General features: G+C 46.2%; 3 protein-coding genes and 1 pseudogene. 1 reads left to right on the top strand and 3 read right to left on the bottom strand.

Translation table 11 applies throughout. The features are described 5' to 3' along the window. A partial coding sequence (gene clpB, locus B7X71_RS13620; RefSeq protein ID WP_293601023.1) for an ATP-dependent chaperone ClpB occupies positions 1–2454 on the bottom strand: 2454 nt, incomplete at its 3' end. Between the two features lie 115 nt (positions 2455–2569). Here clpB and B7X71_RS13615 point away from each other — a divergent pair. Further along, a complete protein-coding gene (locus tag B7X71_RS13615; RefSeq protein ID WP_293599707.1) occupies positions 2570–2812 on the top strand; it encodes a GIY-YIG nuclease family protein in 243 nt (80 codons plus the stop codon). Positions 2813–2866: 54 nt separating this feature from the next. On the opposite strand, the gene B7X71_RS13610 is transcribed toward B7X71_RS13615, so the two are convergent. Both B7X71_RS13610 and B7X71_RS13605 read right to left on the bottom strand, forming a co-directional pair. Beyond that, entirely contained in the window at positions 2867–3334 is a 468-nt protein-coding gene (locus B7X71_RS13610) for a tetratricopeptide repeat protein (RefSeq protein ID WP_293599708.1), read from the bottom strand. Between the two features lie 11 nt (positions 3335–3345). Then, positions 3346–3675: pseudogene (locus B7X71_RS13605) on the bottom strand (transcriptional regulator); the annotation flags it as partial.

Raw genomic sequence — 3675 nt, 5'->3', positions numbered from 1 at the left:
AAATACGGGATCAAAACCGACCTCTGCAATCTTACTCAGAGCGGCATCACTCACTTCCATCTGCATATCGACCTTTGCCAAACGATCTGACAAGTTCTTGAGCAAGATCTTCGCGATATTGGCGATATTGCCTTTATCCAAACCATGGAATACCACGATTTCATCAATACGATTTAAGAACTCTGGTCGGAAGTGATTCTTCAGCTCTTCAAATACCGCATCTTTAATCTCGGATTGCTTCTTATCTGTCATCGACTGAATCAGATGTGAGCCGATATTACTAGTCATCACAATCACCGTGTTCTTAAAGTCCACAGTACGGCCTTGACCATCGGTTAAGCGACCATCGTCCAATACTTGCAAGAGTACGTTAAAGACATCCGGATGCGCTTTTTCAATCTCATCAAACAAGATCACGCTATACGGATGACGACGTACTTGTTCGGTTAGGTAACCACCCTCTTCGTAACCCACATAGCCCGGAGGCGCGCCAATTAAACGCGCAACACTATGCTTCTCCATGAACTCACTCATGTCGATACGGATCAGGTGATCTTCACTATCAAATAAGAAGCCAGCTAAAGCTTTGCAGAGCTCAGTCTTACCAACACCAGTAGGCCCCAAGAATAAGAATGAACCATAAGGGCGATTCTCTTCAGCAAGACCAGCGCGGGAGCGACGAATCGCATCAGATACCGCACGAATAGCCTCTTCTTGACCAACCACACGCTTATGCAGGAGCTCTTCCATCTTCAATAGCTTGTCGCGCTCGCCCTGCATCATCTTCGATACCGGTATACCGGTTGCACGAGACACTACTTCAGCAATTTCTTCTGCGCCTACTTGCGTACGCAAAAGCTTGTTCTTGACGACGCCATCTTTATCGCCTTTTGCTTCAGCTGCAGCAGCAGATTTGAGCTTAGCTTCCAGCTCAGGCAATTTGCCATATTGCAATTCAGCGACCTGCTCCAACTTACCATCGCGTTGGAGCTTAGCAATATCGGCGCGAACTTTTTCAATCTCTTCTTTAAGATGAGCGGCGCCTAATACAGCACCCTTCTCTGCCTTCCAAATTTCCTCTAGATCAGCATACTCAGCGCCCAAGCGTTTGATTTCATCTTCAATGAGACCAAGGCGCTTTTGCGATGCTTCATCTTTTTCTTTCTTGACAGCTTCACGCTCAATCTTGAGCTGAATGAGGCGACGCTCCAGCTTATCCATCACCTCAGGCTTGGAATCAATCTCCATCCGAATACGTGAACCGGCCTCGTCAATCAAATCGATAGCTTTATCCGGTAAGAAGCGATCCGTAATGTAGCGGTGTGACAACTCGGCTGCCGCCACAATGGCGGGATCGGTGATCTCTATGCCATGGTGAAGCTCATAGCGCTCCTGCAAACCACGCAAGATCGCAATAGTCGCCTCAACGCTAGGCTCTTCCACCATAACCTTTTGGAAACGACGCTCGAGCGCTGGATCTTTCTCAATGTATTTACGATATTCATCTAAGGTGGTTGCGCCGATGCAGTGCAATTCGCCGCGCGCTAAGGCGGGCTTGAGCATATTTCCGGCATCCATTGCGCCATCACCTTTACCAGCGCCAACCATCGTATGAATTTCATCAATAAAGATGATGGTTTGACCTTCGTCTTTAGCTACATCGCTCAGAACAGCCTTAAGACGTTCTTCGAATTCACCGCGGTACTTAGCACCAGCCAATAGCAATGCCATATCCAACACGAGGACGCGCTTATTCTTCAGAGTTTCAGGAACTTCGCCATTAATAATGCGTTGGGCAAGACCCTCTACGATGGCAGTCTTACCAACACCTGGCTCGCCAATCAGCACCGGATTATTTTTACCGCGACGTTGCAAGATCTGTATGGTGCGACGAATCTCATCATCACGACCAATCACGGGATCGAGCTTGCCCATACGAGCACGCTCAGTTAAATCGACGGTGTATTTCTTTAGGGCCTCACGTTGACCTTCAGCATCTGCACTATTCACTGATTCTCCTCCGCGCACTAAATCAATAGCCGCCTCTAACGATTTACGATTTAAACCATTCTCACGAGCAATCTTGCCGAGCTCACCCTTATCATCTGCCACTACTAGCAAGAAGAGTTCGCCAGCAATAAATTGATCATTACGCTTATTAGCTTCTTTTTCACATAAATTGAGCCAATTACTTAAATCACGGCCAACCTGCACTTCGCCACTAGTACCCTGCACTTCAGGCAGGTTACTAATGAGCTTTTCAGTAGCTTTCTCAAGACCAGGAACATTGACGCCTGCGCGGGTTAACAAACTCTTGGCACCGCCATCTGAATCACGCAACATGGCCAACAATAAATGGGCTGGCTCGATATATTGATTGTCTTTTGCCAAAGCTAGGCTTTGCGCCTCGCTAAGCGCCTCTTGAAACTTGGTAGTTAATTTATCTATTCTCATTTTTCAATCCTATCTACTTCAACTATTTTTAATACATATCTATCTATAGAATATAGGGGCATTCTTCATAATTTCAAGTCTGTTAGACCTCTTTTTAAGCGAATTTACCCCCATTTTGACCTGGCTTGTTTACCTCCTAGAGTGCTCAGATGGCAGCTATTACGCTGGGATTACCAACCGCCTAGAACATCGCTTGGCAGCCCATAATTCAGGGGAAGGTGCTCGCTATACAAGGGCTCGTAGACCAGTCACCCTTTTGGCGACCCAAGAGCACCCAGATCGATCTGAAGCCTCCAAGGCAGAGGCTAAATTAAAGAAGTTACCGAGATCGGAAAAGCTGGGCTTTTTTAAAACCTAGAATGGGGTTTCAGGCACCCATCACCACACAGTGGCATGGGAGGATAAAGGATTGCTATTTACCTTGATACTTCGCAATACTTGCCTTTAGGTCGCTGTACTCCTCACAACCAAATAGGCAGGCCTTATCTAGTCTAGCCAACATAGCCTCAGCCCCAGGCAAATCCTTCTTCATCAAGAGCAACTCACCGTAATATTCCAATGCAGACCTATGGCTTGGGTCAATCTTGAGTGCTGCCTGGTAATACTTTTCAGATGAAACCAAATCAGGTGGCTGCTTTTTGCGAAGGCTGTATCCCATCAAGTTATTCCAATCCGCAGAATCGACATCATTGGCTGACTGCAACTGCTTCAATGCTTGGTCGTAATTGTTAGATTTGATGCTGGCGCGAGCATCGGTTAGCCAAGCAGGGTCAGATTTAGTTGGAGCACTATCAGCAGCAACAGAAACCACCCATGGCGCTATTGCGATTGCTAAGGATGCAAGTATTTTACTAAGCGCATTCCAGTTCATTGCCTTCATATTTTAGAGCCTTATATTGATTCTGCTTTTTGTAGGTAGTCGCCAAAACTGAAAATGGAATTTGGCCCCAGCGGAACATCTTCTACTTTTTTAAAAGGTGTCTTAATTACCCTCTGAACCTCACCCTTAGAGGGCTTGCTCACCTTCAATTCTGGATAAGAAAAAGTCTGACGCTCTGGTGCAGTTTTGGCATCGCTAAATCGTGGTACATAATCTTTAATAGCATCGGAGAGATTCATATTCGCCATGCAACTGAGCATGTAAGTCTCTAAGGATTGGTAGAGCTCACTTGCAATATCGCATGCTTCAACCTTACGCTTTTTAATGTAATTCATGGCCAA

It is taken from the genome of Polynucleobacter sp. 39-46-10 (genome assembly GCF_002282275.1).
The sequence above is the reverse complement of the archived record's forward strand: the minus strand, read 5'-3'. Positions and strand labels throughout refer to the sequence as shown.

What these genes read in the sequence shown, in the direction of transcription:
- B7X71_RS13610 (WP_293599708.1), bottom strand. Translation starts at nt 3,334, where the DNA reads ATGAAGGCAATGAACTGGAATGCGCTTAGTAAAATACTTGCATCCTTA.